Genomic DNA, 14,653 nt, shown 5'->3' with positions numbered 1-14,653 from the left:
CGAAACACTCCGCATCGTCATCGCGCGTCACAGCGCGCCGCAATGATTGGAATTCGATCAGCGATCTCCATCAGGGCCCGCGGTCAATGGCCGCTTCTCGAGGCCGTATACATGACCGCTCCCCGATTCATTTGCTGAAGCACCAAAAAGCCCTTGCCGAGAGGGGGCCGTCCATACATGACGAGGAGGGGAGTGTGCGCCACACTCCGCTCTCGTGCCTCGGACGCAGCGCTTCCGCGCTGCAGCTTGTCCGCGACACGAGGTGAACGATGCGCGGTTAATTCAACACCCTCTTGTTATCCGGGCTGTCCAGCGAGAATGTCGGCACGTCGATCTCGAAGCGCTCGCCGGTTTCGCTGACCATCTGGTAGCGGCCGGTCATGAAGCCCGAGGCGGTCGAGAGCGGCACGCCGGAGGTGTATTCGAAGCGCTCGCCGGGGGCCAGGATCGGCTGCTCGCCGACCACGCCCTCGCCCTTCACCTCCTGCTGGCGGCCGGAGGCATCGGTGATGATCCAGTGCCGCGTCTTGAGCTGCACGGTCTCCTCGCCCGAATTGGTGATGACGATGGTGTAGGACCAGAAGTAGCGCGAGCGGTCGGCCGACGACTGCTCCGGAACAAAGTTCGGCTCGACGGTCACTTCGATCTGGCGGGTCACGGCGCGGTACATGGTTGGCATCATACCGAAATCCGTCCCGGGAACCAAACGCCGCGGATGGCTTTGGCGACATCGTCCCGCCAGAATTCGAGGGGAAGGACACCCCCAAGCGAGACACCCTTATGTGATCCCGCCGCTTTGCGAGACGACAGCCGGACCATTACACTCCTTCAATGTCGCGATTTGCGGAAGGGTTTTTAGGCCCCCGATGACCATTGCCGACCAAGTGACGGGATCGACCATCGCAGGAACCGCGGAGACCAAGCCGCGCGCCGCTGCGCCGGCCATCACGCTGCCCGCCATCGGCGAGCGCGAGCTCCGGCTCGATCTGTTCCGCGGGCTCGCGCTGTGGCTGATCTTCATCGACCATCTGCCGCCGAGTCTGCTGACTTGGTTCACTATCCGCAATTACGGCTTCAGCGACGCCACCGAGATCTTCATCTTCATCTCCGGCTACACCGCCGCCTTCGTCTATGGCCGGGCGATGCTGGAGAGCGGCGTCGTCATCGCCACCGCGCGCATCCTGCGGCGGGTCTGGCAGATCTACGTCGCCCACGTCTTCCTGTTCACGATCTTCCTCGCCGAGATCTCCTATGTGGCGACCAGGTTCGAGAACCCGCTCTACACCGAAGAGATGGGTATCATGGACTTCCTCAAGCAGCCCGACATCACCATCGTGCAGGCGCTGCTCTTGCGCTTCCGTCCGGTCAACATGGACGTGCTGCCGCTCTACATCGTGCTGATGCTGGCGCTGCCCCTGATCCTGTGGTCGATGAAATGGCGGCCCGACGTCACGCTCGGCCTTTCGGTCGTGCTCTACGCGGTGACCTGGGAGTACGATCTTTATCTGTCGGCTTATCCGAACGGCTTCTGGGCCTTCAATCCCTTTGCCTGGCAGCTGCTGTTCGTGTTCGGTGCATGGTGCGCGCTCGGGGGTGCGCGCCGCATGTCGCGCATCCTGGCCTCGCCGGTGACGATGTGGATCTCGATCGCCTATCTGGTCGCGGCGTTCTACGTCACGCTGACCTGGTATGTGCCGCAGCTCTCGCAGTTCATGCCGAAGCGGATCGAGCAGTGGATGTATCCGATCGACAAGACCGACCTCGACGTGCTGCGCTTCACGCATTTCCTGGCGCTGGCCGCGCTCACCGTGCGCTTCCTGCCCCGGGATTGGCCGGGCTTGAAATCGCGCTGGCTGCGACCATTGATTCTATGTGGTCAGCATTCCCTCGAGATCTTCTGTCTCGGGGTCTTCCTGGCCTTTGCCGGCCATTTCATTCTCGCCGAAGTCTCCGGCGGACCGGCCATGCATGCGCTGATTAGTCTCTCCGGGGTCCTCATCATGTGGGGCGTGGCCTGGGTGATTTCGTGGTACAAGCGTGTGGCTGACAAGAGCGGTGCGAAAACCAAAAACGCCGTCGGCAACGCCGATCTGGCGGGAGGGGGCTGATGAAGGCGAAGGTTCTCCTGAGCCTGATCCTGCTATGCGGTGGCCTCGCCGCGCCTGTGGCGCGTGCGGGCGATGCTGTGCCAGCCGCTTCCGCTGCGCCCGCGGCCTGCGAATTGCCGCCCTATCTGCTGACCAGCGAAAGCCAGCTGCCCAAGGTCGCCGACGCGGTCAAGGCCGGCAAACCGCTCGATATCCTGGTCATCGGCAGCCGCTCGACCACGATTCCGTCGTCGGAGAGCAGCTCGTACCCGGCGCGCATGGAGGCGATCCTCAAGGAGAAGCTGCCACCGTCCGAGGTCGTGCACGTCTCCGTAGAAATACAGAGCAAGAAGACGGCAGAGGAGACCGCCTCCACCTTCGTTAAGCTGCTGGAAGCAAAAACGCCTACTTTGGTGATCTGGCAGACCGGGACCGTGGATGCTATTCGATCCATCGATCCCGACGAATTTCGTAGCGCGGTGACCGACGGGGTTGTTGCGCTGCAAAAGGCAGGGACTGACGTTGTCTTGATGAACTTGCAGTATAGCCCGCGCACCGAGACCATGATCTCGGCGCAGCCTTTTCTCGATAATATGCGCGTGGTGGCGCAGGAGCACGACATCCCGCTGTTCGATCGCTTCTCGATCATGCGGCAGTGGAATGATCAGGGCCAGTTCGACCTGTTCAGCCCGTCTCGCGGGCCTGAGCTGGCGAAGCAGGTCCACGATTGCCTTGGCCGGGCGTTGGCACAGTTCGTGATCGACGCGGCTCATCTGGAGCCAGCCCAGCAGCAAAATTGAGGTCTAGCGTTAATGAGTTCTCTTCGCCCTTTTTGCCTGACATCATGGCTGGCCGCGCCCACAGCCGCAGTGCTGTTGCTGCTGACGCCGGCCTCGCAGTCACGTGCACAATCGCAGGCCGCACAGGCGACACCCGCACCCGCGCAGCCGGCTGATCCCGCGTCCGCTTCGCCGTCGCAGACCACCGTCGCCGCGAGGTCGCCCGAGCAGCGCGGCGTCACGTCGCGCGCCATCGACAAGGTGAAGGAGGTCGCAAAGTCCGCCGCCGACATCTTCGGCCGCGTGCCCTGCCTGCCGCCGAAGGACGGCTCGAAGGCTATGGGCTCGCTGCCGCACGTTGCGAGCAAGCTCGTCGCCGGCCAGCCCGTCGTCATCGTCGCGTTCGGCTCGTCGTCGACCGCGGGATTCGGTGCGAGCTCGCCGGAATTCAATTATCCGAACCGTCTCGCCGCGCAGCTGCGCCGGCATTATCCGACCGCCGACATCACCGTCGTCAATGCCGGCGTCGGCGGCGAGGATGCGCCCGAGATGATGAAGCGCCTGCAGACGCAGGTGATCGACGCGCATCCGGATCTCGTGATCTGGCAGGTCGGCACCAACGCCGTGCTGCGCAACCTCGATCCCGGCGAGACCGCAAAGATCGTCGATGACGGCATCAGCCGTATCCAAGCCGCGGGCGGCACCGACATCGTGCTGGTCGATCCGCAGTACTCACCGGCCGTCAACCAGCGCAAAGAGAGCGCCGGCAAGATGGTGAAGCTGCTCGGCAAGGTCGCCGAGCTCCGCCACGTCGGCATCTTCCCGCGCTTCGAGGTGATGCGCGACTGGCACGAGAACCAATCGATCCCGGTCGAGAGCTTCGTGATCGCCGACGGCCTGCACATGAACGATTGGGGCTACGCCTGCTTCGCCCAGCTGCTCGGCGACGACATCATCCGCTCCGTCGGCCAGATCAGGATCGGTGTGAACGTGCCCGCTGATGTGAGAACGTATCGGCCGATGTAGGCGCGGTGCTGTAGGGTGGGCAAAGGCGCGCTCTCCGCGCGCCGTGCCCACCAATCTATCGGCGCTGTACGTTTGACTGGTGGGCACGCTTCGCGTTGCCCACCCTACGAAGCCCTCACGCCTTCTCCAGCGCCGCCGTCAGATCCTCGATCAGATCGTCCGCATGCTCCAGCCCCGCGGAGAAGCGGATGAAGCCTTCGCTGATGCCGAGCGCGGCGCGGTCCTCCGGCTTCAGGCGTTGATGCGTCGTGGTTGCCGGATGCGTGACGAGGCTCTTGGCGTCGCCGAGATTGTTGGAGATCTTCGCAAGCTTCAGCTCATTGAGCACGCGGAACGCCGCCGCCTTGCCGCCCTTGACCTCGAAACCGACCAGCGTCGAGCCGCCGCGCATCTGCTTCTTCACTAACGCCGCCTGCGGATGATCGGCGCGGCCGGGATAGACCAGCCGCGAGATCTTCGGATGGCTCGCCAGCGCTTCGGCGATACGCGCCGCCGTGTCGGTCTGCGCGCGCACGCGCACGCCCAGCGTCTCCAGGCCCTTGAGCAGGACCCAGGCGTTGAACGGCGAGATCGACGGGCCGGTCTGACGCATGAAATTGTGAATGTGCTCGGCGATGAAGGCTTCCGAGGACAGGATGATGCCGCCGAGGCACCGGCCCTGGCCGTCGATATGCTTGGTCGCGGAATAGACGACGACGTCGGCGCCCAGCGCGAGCGGGCTCTGCCAGATCGGCGTCGCGAACACGTTGTCGACCACGAGCCGCGCGCCGCCCTTGTGTGCGATCTCGGCGATGCCGGGAATGTCGAGCACGTCGAGTGTCGGATTGGTTGGGCTCTCCAGGAAGAACGTCTTGGTGTTGGGCCTCAATGCGCGCTGCCACTGGTCGAGATCGAGCCCGTCCACCAGCGTGGTCTCGATGCCGTAGCGCGGCAACAGGTCCTGGATGACGTAGAGGCACGAGCCGAACAGGGCGCGGGAGGCGACCACGTGATCGCCGGCCTTGAGCGGCGCCAGGATCGCGGTCGTCACCGCCGCCATGCCAGTTGCGGCCGAGCGGGCTGCCTCGGCGCCTTCGAGCTCGATCATGCGGCGCTCGAACATCGCGATCGTCGGGTTGGAGTAGCGCGAATAGATGAAGCCGGGATCCTCGCCCTTGAACCGCGCCTCGCACTCCTCCGCGCTGGCGTAGACATAGCCTTGCGTCAGGAACAGCGCCTCCGATGTCTCGCCATATTGCGAGCGCAGGGTCCCGGAATGGACGAGGCGGGTTTCGGGGCGGTAGGCAGCAGGCGACTTCGACATAAGGACCCTCCGACATGACCATCGACGCGCAAATGGTCACAAAAAAACCGGCCTGGATATCTCCACTGGCCGGGATCACAGAGGTCCCCGGCCTGTTTAGCGACTTATTTAACGTGGCTGCAAGCCGGCCGGCTCAAATCACCACGGGATAAGTGATGCTCTTATTCCGCAATCCCCTTTCCGTCAAGGCGTCCATCGGTTAGCCGTAAAAGGCTGGTATGTCCCGCATTTCGGGATGAGTTTGCCCCCTGATGAGGACCCCCGGTTGACGTTCACAGTCGCCGCCGACGCCAATGGTATCCTGCCCGACCGCATGATCGCGGCGATGGCGGAAGAAGGCCTCATCCTGCCCGCCTACGATTTCGTCGAGAGCCAGATCCAGCCGGCCAGCCTCGATCTTCGCCTCGGCGACATCGCCTATCGCGTCCGCGCCAGCTTCCTGCCTGGTCCCGGCGCCACGGTCGCGGAGCGCATCGACGAGTTGAAGCTGCACGAGTTCAGCCTCGCGGACGGCGCGGTGCTCGAGACCAACTGCGTCTACATCGTGCCGCTGCTGGAGAGCCTGGCCCTGCCGCCGGAGATCGTCGCGGCCGCAAATCCGAAGAGCTCGACCGGCCGCCTCGACGTCTTCACCCGCGTCATCGCCGACGGCACACGCCGCTTCGACATGATCGGCGCCGGCTATCACGGCCCGCTCTATGCCGAGATCAGCCCGAAAACATTTCCGGTGCTGGTGCGCGAGGGCTCGCGCCTGAGCCAGGTGCGTTTCCGCACCGGCGATGCCATCCTCAATGCCGACGAGCTCGATGCGCTGCATGCCGCCGAGCGCCTCGTCAACATCGACGATGCCGATCTCTCCGGCGGCGTCGCCGTCTCGGTCGATCTCTCGGGCGAGAAGGCAAATGGCTTCGTCGGCTATCGCGCCAAGCGTCACACCGGTGTCGTCGACGTCGACCGCCGCGCCGGCTATGCGGTGGAAGATTTCTGGGAGCCGATCTCGGCGCGCCCCGATGGCAGCCTGATCCTCGATCCCGGCGAGTTCTACATCCTCGCCTCCAAGGAAGCTGTGCAGGTGCCGCCCGATTACGCCGCCGAGATGGTGCCGTTCGATCCGCTGGTCGGCGAATTCCGCGTGCACTATGCCGGCTTCTTCGATCCCGGCTTCGGCTATGCCGGCGCCGGCGGGCTAGGATCGCGCGCTGTGCTGGAGGTGCGCTCGCGCGAAGTGCCGTTCATCCTCGAGCACGGCCAGATCGTCGGCCGCCTCGTCTACGAGAAGATGCTGGCGCGCCCCGACGCGATGTACGGCCAGCGCATCGGCTCCAATTACCAGGCCCAAGGCCTCAAACTATCGAAGCATTTTCGGGTGTAGCCCGATCCTGTAGCCCGGATGGAGCGCAAGCGCAATCCGGGAAGGTCTCACTTGTGGCGCGATCCCGGATTACGCTTTGCTCCATCCGGGCTACAAGGTGGTGTCATGACTGAGCCATCCCAACTCGATGCAAGCATCATCAACGACGTCGCGGACGCGCTGATCTATTCGGATCGCTCCGGCACGATCACGCGCTGGAATCGGGCATCGACCGCCCTGTTCGGCTTCACCGCCGATGAAGCGCTCGGCCGGAATCTCGACCTGATCATTCCCGAACATCTGCGCGCTGCACACTGGAAAGGCTTCGAGGCCGCGCTCGCGAGCGGGACGATGAAGCTTGCGGGCAGGCCGACGCTGACCCGCGCGCTGCACAAGAGCGGGCGCAAGCTCTACATCGAGATGACCTTCGCGCTGGTGCGTGACACTGACGGCGCAGTGCAGGGATCGGTGGCGATGGCACGCGACGTCACCGAACGCGTCGAGCGCGAGCGCGCCGCCAGGCTTGCGCAAAATTCGTGATGCGGAATTGCCGGGCCGCCGTGCAGGGCGCCCTGCATGAGCGTCAGGTTGCCTGTCACCAGGGGCGATGACGCACTCGATCGCAACAAAGATCGGGAGCGAACATGGCTCGAGCTGACGCCGCGCAGGATGATGCGGCCGAGACGCCGCCGCCGCGCGCCCTTCGCCTCTCCCCGCGTGCGGGGAGAGGCCGGAATTTGCGAGAGCAAATTACGGGTGAGGGGGAGTCTTCGCGAGTCCAGCTGTCACCGGTTGCGCGGATAGAGCCTCACCCCTCCCTCTCCCCGTAAGAACGGGGAGAGGGAGGGGTGAGAGAGCCGAATTCAATCCATTGAAATGCACTGCCGCAGGGCACGCCTGCGCCCTGCGCAGGAGGAATCGGCAATCGCCGTGCTAACAAGCCCCTGCCGCGCCCTGTGCGCGAACAAATTGATTGGCACACCTGTTCATTGCCGCGCCGCAAATGGCGCTCGCGCCCGGGAGAGGACATGTCCGACATCGCCGAGATCCCGGTCGATGATCACGAGCGCCCGCTGCCGCCGCGGCCGGTCCGAAGCGCGCTCACCGACGGGCCGATCCTGCGCACGCTGCTCTCCCTCGCCTGGCCGAACGTGATCGGCTTGTCGGCCGGCATCTGCGTGGTGATTGCCGAGACCTCCTATGTGGGCCGGCTCGGCGTCGAGGCGCTCGCCGCGATGGCGCTGGTGTTTCCGACAGTGATCCTGACCATGACCATGTCGGGCGGCGCCATGGGCGGCGCGGTGGCCTCCGCCATCGCACGTGCGCTCGGCGCCGGCGATCGTGAGCGTGCCGGCACACTCGCTGTGCACGCGATGCTGATCGGCATCAGCTTCGGTCTCGTTTTCATGCTGGGCATGCTGATCTTCGGGCCCAGGCTGCTCGAAATGCTTGGCGGCCGCGGCAATGTGCTGGCGCATGCGATCGCCTACACGCAGGTGTTTTTCGGCGGCGCCGTGCTGCCCTGGCTGCTCAACACCATGGCGGGCATCCTGCGCGGCACCGGCAACATGAAGCTGCCGTCGTTCCTCATCCTCAACTCCGCGGCCTGGCAGATCGTGCTCGGCGGCACGCTGGGCCTCGGGCTCGGGCCGGTGCCGCAGCTCGGCATGCGCGGCGTCGCGGCCGGCGCGCTGATCGCCTATTCCATGAACATCTGCATCATGGGCTGGTACCTGTTCTCCGGCCGCGCGCGGATCGCGCCGAAGCTTCGGGGCCTGCGCATCCAATGGGCGATGTTCTTCGATATCCTGAAGGTCGGCGCCATCGCCTGCTTCTCGCCGCTGCAATCGGTACTGACGATCTCGATCTTCACCCACATGCTGGCGAAGTTCGGCACTGCGATCCTCGCCGGCTACGGTATCGGCGCGCGGCTCGAATTCCTGCTGACCTCGATCGCGTTCTCGTTCGGCATCGCCTGTGTGCCGATGGTCGGCATGGCGATCGGCGCCGGCCGCATCGCGCGCGCCCGGCGCATCGCCTGGACCGCCAGTGCTGCCGCTTTCGTCGCAGTCGGCGCGCCGGCGTGCCTCGTTGCGATCTTCCCAGATCTCTGGGTCAACATCTTCACCGACAGCGTGGCCGTGCGCGTGGCGAGCCATCAATATCTTTCGACGGTCGGACCGTTCTACGCGTTCTTCGGCCTTGCCACGACGATGTACTTCTCCTCGCAAGGCGCGGCCAAGGTGATCGGGCCGGTGCTGGCGCAGACGGCGCGGCTGATCTACATCGCGGCTGTCGGCTGGTGGCTGTCGACGCACGAGGCCGGCGCGCAGAGCTTCTTCTGGCTGGCCGCGAGCTCGATGGTCGTGCTCGGCCTGCTGTCGTGCTCCAGCGTGGTGCTGACGCGCTGGGGGCCACGTGAGACGAAAGCTGCGATCAGGCCGGCGCTTTCGACTCCCGATTAGCGGTGCTTGTGACGGCGGTGGGTGCTAGGCCGCCGCAGCTGGAAATGCCCTTTGCATGGCGGCCACAGCCTCCTTCGTCTGCCCCTGAACGTAAGGCGCGAGCTCGTTCGGCAGCATATCGATGATCCAGACGAGGCGGCACCTCGTCTCGCCTTCGGCAATGACCTGCACCGAGGCGCTGTAATGCTTTAGCCGCTCGTTGTTGATCGCATAGACGAGGCGCTGCCGCGCGTCGTCGCAATCGACCAGCACCTCGCGCGCCACGGAGCCATTGGCGAAGGTGACGATGCGCGCATCTCCATCGAGCGTGCACGCGGTGACGAAGCCCGGCACCAGCCGCTGATGCAGCGCGCCGAAATCACGCACCGCGTCCCAGACGTCGTGCGCGGAGGCGGGGAGGGGGATGTCGTTGTAGATGGAGGCCATGGGGAATTCCTATATTGTGGAGAGTTCATAGGGTGGGCAAAGGCGCGCTCTTCGCGCGCCGTGCCCACCATTCGTCGGCAGTGTCGCCTACGCGATGGTGGGCACGCTTCGCTTTGCCCACCCTACAAGTGATTGTGCGCAGCGGCCCCTACGGACAAACCGCCTCGATATTGTTGCCGTCAGGGTCGATCAGGAACGCCGCATAATAGGTCGGGCTGTAATCCCTGCGCAGCCCGGCGCCGCCATTGTCGCGGCCGCCGCTCTTCAGGCCCTCGCTGTGAAACGCCTTGACCGCGTCATGATCTTTGGCGCGAAACGCGATATGCGCGCCATCGGCCTTCCGTCCCTTGTTCAGGTGCAGCCACAGCGCCGGCTCGCCCTTCGGCCCGAACCCGGCATAGCCATCGCCACCGGAGCACAGGACATAGCCGAGCGGCGCCAGCACCGCGGTGTAGAAGCGCGTGGCGGCGTCGAGGTCGGCAACACGCAATCCGATGTGGTCGTACATATTCGTCTCCATTGCAGAAGCGTGCCGCGAATGGCACGCGCCGGAGACGACCCTAGTCAGTTGAGGGCAAGCTGCTCTTGGAGAATCTTGCGCTCCCCCTTCGACGCCTGGCGGAACTTGGTCGGCGACACGCCGGCGGCGCGATGAAACGTGCGGACGAAGTTGGAGAGATCGCCGAAACCGACATCATAGGCAATCTCGGTGACGGCGATGTCGTCGTCAGCAAGCTTGCGCGCGGCGTGTCGCAGCCGCGAGCGCACCAGATATTGATGCGGAGTGACGCCGAGCACGCTCGAGAACAGCCGGAGGAAATGAAACGGGCTGAGGCCGGCCTGCTTTGCGGCCTGCTCAAGGTCGAGCTCGGCATGCGAGTTGTCGTCGATCCACAGTGCGGCCTCCACCGCGCGACGGCGGTCACGCGCAGTCGGCGTGGCCGGCTTGCGGCCCTTACCCGAGACGACGTCGATAAAACGGCCGGCGAGGATCTGGCCGATCTCGTCGAGGCCGAGGTCGCTGTTGCCATCTGCTGCCGTCTGGGCCAGCTCGCCCAGCACCATCAGCTCGGGCAGCGGCGGTGTCGCGCCGACCTGCCAGATCTCGCGCCGTCCCCCGAGGGCATCGACCAGGTTCTCGCTGAAGAAGAAGCCGAGGCAGATGTCGCCGCAGACATGCTCATGCGTGCAGGTGTATTCCTCGCCGGGCGCGCCGATCAGCATCGAGCCCGCCACCAGCTCGAAGAAGCCGGCGCGGCAATGGCAGCCGAAGCTGCCAGAGCGGACATAGGCGATGGAATGGCCGGTGCGGCATTCCGCAAAGGGCGTGTCGTCCGGCCCCGCATCGCAGCGAAACTCGGAGACTGTCATTGATGGCGTCGTCAGCAGCGTGATCGCGTCCATCCCGCCTATCTAGGTAGGAGCGCGCGGCGGAGCAACGGGCAGCAGCACCTCGAACAGGGTCTTACGGGCGACGGGATGGGCGCCCTCGAGGGCCAGCAGCCGTCGTTTGGAGATCACGCCGCCATAGGGCGAGAGCCGGCCGGTGTCATTGCCGGCCTCCAGCATCCGGTGGCAGGGCACGATCAGCATGAAGGGATTTTTCGCGATCGCCTGCGCCACGGAATACGCCGCGCCCGAGGCGCCCAGCGCCTTGGCCACCTCGTGATAGGTACGCGTCTCCCCGCGTGGAATGGTGCAGGCGAACTCGTAGACGCGCCGGTTGAAGCCGGGCACCCCGCCGGCATCGAGGCTGACATCGGAGAAATCAGGATCGGTGCCTTGCAGCAAGCCGACGATGCCCTCGATCGCTAGCTCGGCGTTCTCGGACGGGCGCTGCTCGCGCGCCTCGGGATGGACCTGGAAAACCCGGCGGCGGGTGTCGATCTCCCGCGCCTCCGGCAATTGCACGGCGACCACGCCGGTGCTGCTCCAGATGATGCCACAGCGCCCCAGCGCCGTGTCGAATATCGCGTACGCGCGCCCCACCATGCACACGCCCCCACTCAGTGCACGTTTCTCCCCCGACAGCTCGATCATAACACCGCCACAATCCGGCGCACCTGGAATCTTGCCAAGACGTTAACAACCGTCGGGCCGGGCGCGCCAAAGCGCTTGGCGGGAGGCGCCGTCTCGGCTAATCAGGAGCGGCGCAAGGCGCGCATCCGCGGGCGTAGTTCAATGGTAGAACGGCAGCTTCCCAAGCTGCATACGAGGGTTCGATTCCCTTCGCCCGCTCCAATGCTTCACCGACCGTGATCTCAAGCCGGGCCCGATTGCTTCGGGTTTCGCACGCAGGTGCGAGATTCCAATATATTAGCCTCTCATTTGTCGGCCTACGACTTTTCCCGCGCTAAGCTCCGTCGTCTTGGCGCGTACGGTCCTGGCGCCGGGGCGTTATGCGAAGAGGAGTCATGGACCAGCAGAAACTCGACCGCGCGATCGGTCGGCGCCTGAAGACGCTGCGGACGCAGGCGGGCATGACGTTGAACGAGCTTGCGGCGCGCTCCGGCGTCAGCCGCGCCATGATCGGGCGGGTGGAGCGGGCGCAGAGCAGTGCGACGGCGGCGCTGCTCGGAAAACTCTGCGCGGCGCTCGACGTGTCGTTGAGCGATGTCGTTGCGCTTGCCGAGAAGCCGCCCGAGCGGCTGGTGCGGCTCGCTGACCAGCCGCACTGGCGCGATCCCGAGAGCGGTTATCGCAGGCGTCATGCCTCGCCGACCGATGCGGCGAGCGGCATCGAGGTCATCGTCGTCGACCTGCCGGCTGGCGCGCGGGTGCCGTACAGCCCCTGGGGCCGCAACGCCTTCACCCAGCAGCTTTTGATGCTGGAGGGCGCGATCGCCGTGCATATCGATGCCAAGGCGGTGCGGCTGCGTGAGGGCGATTGTCTGGATTTCGACGTGATGCGCGCCGTGATCTTCGAGAACGAAACGAAGCAGGACGCGCGCTACATCATCATCACGCGGCGCGGCGCGTCCTACGGCAAGATGTGAGACCAGGAGATCCTGACGATGCAGATCCGCACCGGCGACACCCATGATCCCCGCGTCATCGCGCTGCTCGATCATCACGTTGCGGCCGCGCGGGCGCAGACCGCGCCGGGCAGCGCCCATGCGCTCGATCTCGCGGGATTGCGCGCGCCCGAGATCGCGTTCTGGACCGGCTGGGATGGCGAGACGCTGGTCGCCACCGGTGCGTTGAAGGCGCTCTCGGCTGACCACGGCGAGGTGAAGTCGATGCACACGCTACAGACCACGCGGCGGCGCGGCTTTGGCGGACAGATGCTCCGCCACATCATTACTGAGGCTCGTGCACGCGGCATGATGCGTCTCAGCCTCGAAACCGGCTCGTGGGACTATTTCAAACCGGCGCACGCGCTCTATCAGGCGCACGGTTTCGTCGCCTGCGACCCGTTCGAAGACTATCTCGAAGATCCCAACAGCCTGTTCCTGACGCTGGACCTGTCGGAGCCGACGCGCCGGTAGCTCAGGAGCGCGTCTCCTCGATCTTGTCGAGCACGCGCTCGGGCGCGATGTCCCGGGCCGCTTCCTCCAGATCGCGCTCAGAATCCGGCTTGACGTCGAGCCGCTCCGCGACCTGCGTGAGCAGGCGGGCAACCTTGGTCAGCTCATGCTCGGCGAGCAGGCTGATCTGGAGGTCGAGATCGGCGCGCTTGTCGGCTGCCGCGGTCATGCGGTTCTGTGAGATCAGCACGAACGTGGAGAGAAAGATCGCTTCCACGGAGGCAACCATCGCCAGCACGACGAAGCTCTCGTCCCAGGCCGGAATCCCCGGCAGCCAATGCAGGTTGGCAATGATCCAAAGCCCGAACACGGCGAGGTGCAGGTAGACGAACGTCATGCTGCCGGTGAAGGCGGTGATGGCATCGGCGAGCTTTTCTTGGGTCGTGGCCGTCCGTTGCTCGTGCTGGCGGCGCTCGACCAGCGCCCGGATGTTGCGCTCGAGCGTCGGGCTCAGCCCCTCGCCAGGATCATGGGTGATGTCGTTACGCATTCGGCGGAAACGGGCGAGTGGAAGAGCCGTTCCTCCCGGAGCACGGGCAAATCGCTGCTGTTCCCTCAAAATGAGTTGCGCACCTCAAAACACCTCTGCTAGCCTTCAGCCATGGCCGAGACGCTGACCCCGACTGTGCTGACGCTGAAGGACATCGCCCGCGAGGCCGGCGTCAGTCTCGCCACGGTTGACCGCGTCCTGCACAACAGGCCAGGGGTACGCCCGGACACGGTCCGCCGCGTCAAGGAAGCCATCGAGCGCAATTCGTTCCAGCCGCATGTGGCCGCCGCCGAGCTCGCCCGCGGCCGCGCCCGCCGCTTCGCCTTCGTGATGCCGTCCGGGCCGAACCCGTTCATGCAGCAGATCGAGGCCTATCTTGGCGAGATGGCCGCCTGGCTCTCGGCCCGCCGCCTCAGCGTCGAGATGGTCCCGACCGACGTGTTCAATCCTTCCGTGCTCGCCGCTTCGCTGGAGGCGCTGTCGGGCGCGTATGACGGCGTTGCCGTGGTGGCGCTGGACCATCCCGGTGTCCGCGCCGCGATCAACGACCTCGTCGATGCCGGTGCCAAGGTGGTGACGCTGGTCTCCGACGTGCCGTCCTCGCGCCGCCACCATTATGTCGGGATCGACAACATCGCTGCGGGCCGCACCGCCGGCGCGCTGGTCGGGCGCCTGGTTGGCGGGCGGTCCGGCAAGGTCGCGATCGTCGCGGGCTCGCAGGGCCTGCGCGACCATGCCGAGCGCATCTTCGGCTTCAACCAGGTGATGGCAACGGAATTCCCTGACCTGGACGTGCTGCCGGTGCTGGAAGGGCGCGACGAGGACGACCGCTCGGAACAGCTGCTGGCACAGCTGCTCGGCAGGCATGCCGACATCGTCGGCCTTTATAACGTCGGCGCCGGCACGCAGGGCGTTGCCAAAGCGCTGAACGACAAGGCGTTGAACGCGGCTGGTCGCGACAAGCTGGTGTTCGTCGGGCACGACGTCACCGCGTTGACGCGCCGATTGCTGCTGCAGGGCGTGATGGATGCCGCGATCTCGCAGAACCCCGGACATGAAGCGCGCGCCGCCGTGCGCGTGCTGCTGGCGCTCGCCCGCGGCGAGCCGATCCTGCGCGAACAGGAGAAGATCAGGATCGACATCGTAATGCGGGACAATCTGCCTTAGCGGCAGGTGGATTTGGAAAAGGCCCGCTGCGG

Annotated in this window: 16 protein-coding genes, 1 tRNA gene and 1 riboswitch; of the genes, 10 read left to right on the top strand and 7 right to left on the bottom strand. The window is 65.3% G+C overall.

Annotated features, from left to right (window positions below; all coding sequences use genetic code 11):
• Positions 1–277 precede the first annotated feature (277 nt).
• Complete coding sequence (apaG, locus tag P6U29_RS39670; RefSeq protein ID WP_024337101.1) at positions 278–670, bottom strand: Co2+/Mg2+ efflux protein ApaG; 393 nt, start codon at positions 668–670, stop codon at positions 278–280.
• A 196-nt stretch (positions 671–866) separates the two neighbouring features.
• Here apaG and P6U29_RS39665 point away from each other — a divergent pair, with 196 nt between their 5' ends.
• The 3 genes from P6U29_RS39665 to P6U29_RS39655 are packed head-to-tail and all read left to right on the top strand — an operon-like array spanning position 867 to position 3,892.
• Positions 867–2,108 (top strand): OpgC domain-containing protein, encoded by a 1,242-nt coding sequence (locus P6U29_RS39665; RefSeq protein WP_407115509.1) that lies wholly within the window; start codon positions 867–869, stop codon positions 2,106–2,108.
• On the top strand, positions 2,108–2,887 hold the full coding sequence (locus P6U29_RS39660) for an SGNH/GDSL hydrolase family protein (protein WP_407115508.1): 780 nt from the start codon (positions 2,108–2,110) through the stop codon (positions 2,885–2,887). The genes P6U29_RS39665 and P6U29_RS39660 overlap by 1 nt, the downstream gene beginning before the upstream one ends.
• Positions 2,888–2,899: 12 nt before the next feature.
• A complete protein-coding gene (locus P6U29_RS39655; RefSeq protein ID WP_407115507.1) occupies positions 2,900–3,892 on the top strand; it encodes an SGNH/GDSL hydrolase family protein in 993 nt (330 codons plus the stop codon).
• Positions 3,893–4,007: 115 nt separating this feature from the next.
• On the opposite strand, the gene P6U29_RS39650 is transcribed toward P6U29_RS39655, so the two are convergent.
• Positions 4,008–5,195, bottom strand: a complete 1,188-nt coding sequence (locus P6U29_RS39650) for an O-succinylhomoserine sulfhydrylase (RefSeq protein ID WP_407115506.1) — start codon at positions 5,193–5,195, stop codon at positions 4,008–4,010.
• Positions 5,196–5,270: 75 nt separating this feature from the next.
• Positions 5,271–5,350: riboswitch (SAM riboswitch) on the bottom strand.
• Positions 5,351–5,430: 80 nt separating this feature from the next.
• On the opposite strand from P6U29_RS39650, the gene P6U29_RS39645 reads away from it, so the two are divergent.
• The 3 genes from P6U29_RS39645 to P6U29_RS39635 all read left to right on the top strand — a co-directional run bounded on the left by P6U29_RS39645 (position 5,431) and on the right by P6U29_RS39635 (position 9,011).
• Complete coding sequence (locus P6U29_RS39645; RefSeq protein ID WP_407115505.1) at positions 5,431–6,567, top strand: 2'-deoxycytidine 5'-triphosphate deaminase; 1,137 nt, start codon at positions 5,431–5,433, stop codon at positions 6,565–6,567.
• A gap of 105 nt (positions 6,568–6,672) precedes the next feature.
• Positions 6,673–7,086 (top strand): PAS domain-containing protein, encoded by a 414-nt coding sequence (locus tag P6U29_RS39640; protein WP_407115504.1) that lies wholly within the window; start codon positions 6,673–6,675, stop codon positions 7,084–7,086.
• Between the two features lie 488 nt (positions 7,087–7,574).
• On the top strand, positions 7,575–9,011 hold the full coding sequence (locus P6U29_RS39635; protein ID WP_407115503.1) for an MATE family efflux transporter: 1,437 nt from the start codon (positions 7,575–7,577) through the stop codon (positions 9,009–9,011).
• Between the two features lie 24 nt (positions 9,012–9,035).
• Here the strand turns inward: P6U29_RS39635 and P6U29_RS39630 are convergent, their stop codons facing one another.
• The 4 genes from P6U29_RS39630 to P6U29_RS39615 form a co-directional block, all read right to left on the bottom strand.
• Positions 9,036–9,437, bottom strand: a complete 402-nt coding sequence (locus P6U29_RS39630) for an SRPBCC family protein (protein WP_407115502.1) — start codon at positions 9,435–9,437, stop codon at positions 9,036–9,038.
• Positions 9,438–9,585: 148 nt separating this feature from the next.
• A complete protein-coding gene (locus P6U29_RS39625) occupies positions 9,586–9,945 on the bottom strand; it encodes a VOC family protein (RefSeq protein ID WP_407115501.1) in 360 nt (119 codons plus the stop codon).
• A 56-nt stretch (positions 9,946–10,001) separates the two neighbouring features.
• Positions 10,002–10,841, bottom strand: coding sequence for a helix-turn-helix transcriptional regulator (locus P6U29_RS39620; RefSeq protein ID WP_407115500.1), 840 nt, complete (start codon positions 10,839–10,841; stop codon positions 10,002–10,004).
• A gap of 9 nt (positions 10,842–10,850) precedes the next feature.
• Positions 10,851–11,429, bottom strand: coding sequence for a methylated-DNA--[protein]-cysteine S-methyltransferase (locus tag P6U29_RS39615; protein WP_407115499.1), 579 nt, complete (start codon positions 11,427–11,429; stop codon positions 10,851–10,853).
• 175 nt (positions 11,430–11,604) lie between these two features.
• Here P6U29_RS39615 and P6U29_RS39610 point away from each other — a divergent pair.
• From P6U29_RS39610 to P6U29_RS39600, 3 genes are all read left to right on the top strand, one after another.
• Positions 11,605–11,678 (top strand) — tRNA-Gly (locus P6U29_RS39610).
• 173 nt (positions 11,679–11,851) lie between these two features.
• Entirely contained in the window at positions 11,852–12,433 is a 582-nt protein-coding gene (locus tag P6U29_RS39605; protein WP_407115498.1) for a helix-turn-helix domain-containing protein, read from the top strand.
• Between the two features lie 18 nt (positions 12,434–12,451).
• Positions 12,452–12,925 (top strand): GNAT family N-acetyltransferase, encoded by a 474-nt coding sequence (locus tag P6U29_RS39600; RefSeq protein ID WP_407115497.1) that lies wholly within the window; start codon positions 12,452–12,454, stop codon positions 12,923–12,925.
• Between the two features lies 1 nt (position 12,926).
• Here P6U29_RS39600 and P6U29_RS39595 read toward each other — a convergent pair whose 3' ends face one another.
• On the bottom strand, positions 12,927–13,454 hold the full coding sequence (locus tag P6U29_RS39595; protein ID WP_407115496.1) for a DUF1003 domain-containing protein: 528 nt from the start codon (positions 13,452–13,454) through the stop codon (positions 12,927–12,929).
• Positions 13,455–13,565: 111 nt separating this feature from the next.
• Here P6U29_RS39595 and P6U29_RS39590 point away from each other — a divergent pair, with 111 nt between their 5' ends.
• Complete coding sequence (locus P6U29_RS39590) at positions 13,566–14,621, top strand: LacI family DNA-binding transcriptional regulator (protein ID WP_407115495.1); 1,056 nt, start codon at positions 13,566–13,568, stop codon at positions 14,619–14,621.
• Positions 14,622–14,653: the final 32 nt, after the last annotated feature.

Origin of the sequence: Bradyrhizobium sp. LMG 9283, from assembly GCF_045571415.1 — a bacterium.
GTDB lineage: Bacteria > Pseudomonadota > Alphaproteobacteria > Rhizobiales > Xanthobacteraceae > Bradyrhizobium.
This window is presented reverse-complemented; position numbering and strand designations above follow the sequence as displayed.

Excerpts from the sequence above, each read along its gene's own strand:
- apaG (WP_024337101.1), bottom strand. The coding sequence starts at position 670 with ATGTACCGCGCCGTGACCCGCCAGATCGAAGTGACCGTCGAGCCGAAC.
- P6U29_RS39665 (WP_407115509.1), top strand. The coding sequence starts at position 867 with ATGACCATTGCCGACCAAGTGACGGGATCGACCATCGCAGGAACCGCG.
- P6U29_RS39660 (WP_407115508.1), top strand. The coding sequence starts at position 2,108 with ATGAAGGCGAAGGTTCTCCTGAGCCTGATCCTGCTATGCGGTGGCCTC.
- P6U29_RS39655 (WP_407115507.1), top strand. The coding sequence starts at position 2,900 with ATGAGTTCTCTTCGCCCTTTTTGCCTGACATCATGGCTGGCCGCGCCC.
- P6U29_RS39650 (WP_407115506.1), bottom strand. The coding sequence starts at position 5,195 with ATGTCGAAGTCGCCTGCTGCCTACCGCCCCGAAACCCGCCTCGTCCAT.
- P6U29_RS39645 (WP_407115505.1), top strand. The coding sequence starts at position 5,431 with ATGAGTTTGCCCCCTGATGAGGACCCCCGGTTGACGTTCACAGTCGCC.
- P6U29_RS39640 (WP_407115504.1), top strand. The coding sequence starts at position 6,673 with ATGACTGAGCCATCCCAACTCGATGCAAGCATCATCAACGACGTCGCG.
- P6U29_RS39635 (WP_407115503.1), top strand. The coding sequence starts at position 7,575 with ATGTCCGACATCGCCGAGATCCCGGTCGATGATCACGAGCGCCCGCTG.
- P6U29_RS39630 (WP_407115502.1), bottom strand. The coding sequence starts at position 9,437 with ATGGCCTCCATCTACAACGACATCCCCCTCCCCGCCTCCGCGCACGAC.
- P6U29_RS39625 (WP_407115501.1), bottom strand. The coding sequence starts at position 9,945 with ATGTACGACCACATCGGATTGCGTGTTGCCGACCTCGACGCCGCCACG.
- P6U29_RS39620 (WP_407115500.1), bottom strand. The coding sequence starts at position 10,841 with ATGGACGCGATCACGCTGCTGACGACGCCATCAATGACAGTCTCCGAG.
- P6U29_RS39615 (WP_407115499.1), bottom strand. The coding sequence starts at position 11,429 with ATGGTGGGGCGCGCGTACGCGATATTCGACACGGCGCTGGGGCGCTGT.
- P6U29_RS39605 (WP_407115498.1), top strand. The coding sequence starts at position 11,852 with ATGGACCAGCAGAAACTCGACCGCGCGATCGGTCGGCGCCTGAAGACG.
- P6U29_RS39600 (WP_407115497.1), top strand. The coding sequence starts at position 12,452 with ATGCAGATCCGCACCGGCGACACCCATGATCCCCGCGTCATCGCGCTG.
- P6U29_RS39595 (WP_407115496.1), bottom strand. The coding sequence starts at position 13,454 with ATGCGTAACGACATCACCCATGATCCTGGCGAGGGGCTGAGCCCGACG.
- P6U29_RS39590 (WP_407115495.1), top strand. The coding sequence starts at position 13,566 with ATGGCCGAGACGCTGACCCCGACTGTGCTGACGCTGAAGGACATCGCC.